Source organism: Microbacterium sp. B35-04 (genome assembly GCF_010634885.1).
Taxonomy (GTDB): Bacteria; Actinomycetota; Actinomycetes; order Actinomycetales; family Microbacteriaceae; genus Microbacterium.
Window position 1 is genome coordinate 1 of sequence record NZ_MWLP01000115.1, and the last position, 1,305, is coordinate 1,305.

Genomic DNA, 1,305 nt, shown 5'->3' on the forward strand with positions numbered 1-1,305 from the left:
GGGGCTGGTTGCTGGGTTCGAGGGGGGTCGGGGGGGGCGGGCGGCGGCGGACGCGGGGGAGATCCGGTTGATGGCGGATGCCGCAGCCGCGGTCGCGAGGCCCGCGCAGGCGACACCGGAGCAGGGGCGGCGCGCCGAGCTCGACCGCCGCGCGCTGGTCGCGGACCTGGCAACCTCCACCCGCGTGTCGGAGTGGACCGTGACACGGCTCATGTCCGAGTCCGCAGATCTGTGCACCCGGTTCGCGGCCGGGGTGGACGCGCTGGGACGCGGGGAGATCTCCCGGCAGCATCTGTCGGTGATCCACGACATCGGCGACCCCATCACCGACGATGCGGCGCGCGCCGAGTTCCTCACCCTCGCCCTGCACCGCGCCACCAACCTGTCCCCGGGCCGCCTCACCCCGGTGCTGAAGGCGATCGCCGAACGGTTCCTGGACCGCACCCTCGCCGAACGCCACCGCGAGGCCGTCGCCCGCCGCGACATCGAGGTCGTCGACCTGCCCGACCACATGGCAGCGCTCACCCTGATCAACGACGCCACCCTGATCCACGGCATCCACGACCGCCTCACCGGCCAGGCCCGCTCCGCCGTCGCCGCACGCGAACCCGGAGACCACGCCGCCGACGACCAGGCCCCGGACGGCCAGGCCCCGGACGGCGAGGCCCCGGACGGCGAGGCTGCGGACGGCGAACCTCGCGACACCCGCACCATGGCTCAACTACGCGCCGACATCGCCACCGACCTGCTGCTCACCGCCGGACCGCAGGACTGCGTCGCCGGGTCCGGGCTCGCGGCGATCCGCGCCACCGTGCAGATCACCATCCCCGTACTCACCATGACCGGCGCCGGCACCGAACCCTGCCTGCTCGCCGGCTACGGACCCATCGACGCCGACACCGCCCGCACCCTCGCCGCCGGCAACCCGGGATGGGAACGCGTGATGACCTCCCCCGTCACCGGCGCCGTGCTCGCCGTCGACCGCTACCGCCCCGGCCCCGCACTGGACCGCTTCCTCACCGCCCGCGACGAACACTGCCGCTTCCCCGGCTGCCGCCGCCCGGTCCGCCGCTGCGACATCGACCACACCATCGACCACGCACACGGCGGCCCCACCAGCCACGACAACCTCGCCCACCTCTGCCGCCGCCACCACGTCCTGAAACACGTCACACCCTGGACCGTCGAACAGACCACCCCCGGCGTGCTCGTCTGGACCAGCCCCACCGGCCGCCCACACACCGACCGACCAGAACCCGCCATCCGCTTCGTCCCCGACGACCACGCGCAACGCCGACGACAGAT

Annotated in this window: 1 protein-coding gene; it reads left to right on the forward strand. The window is 73.9% G+C overall.

Features of this window, described 5'->3' with window-relative positions; genetic code table 11:
- Positions 1-70: 70 nt before the first annotated feature.
- Positions 71-1,305, forward strand: a 1,235-nt coding sequence (locus B1729_RS19035) for an HNH endonuclease signature motif containing protein (RefSeq protein ID WP_163634366.1), incomplete at its 3' end; no start/stop codon positions are given.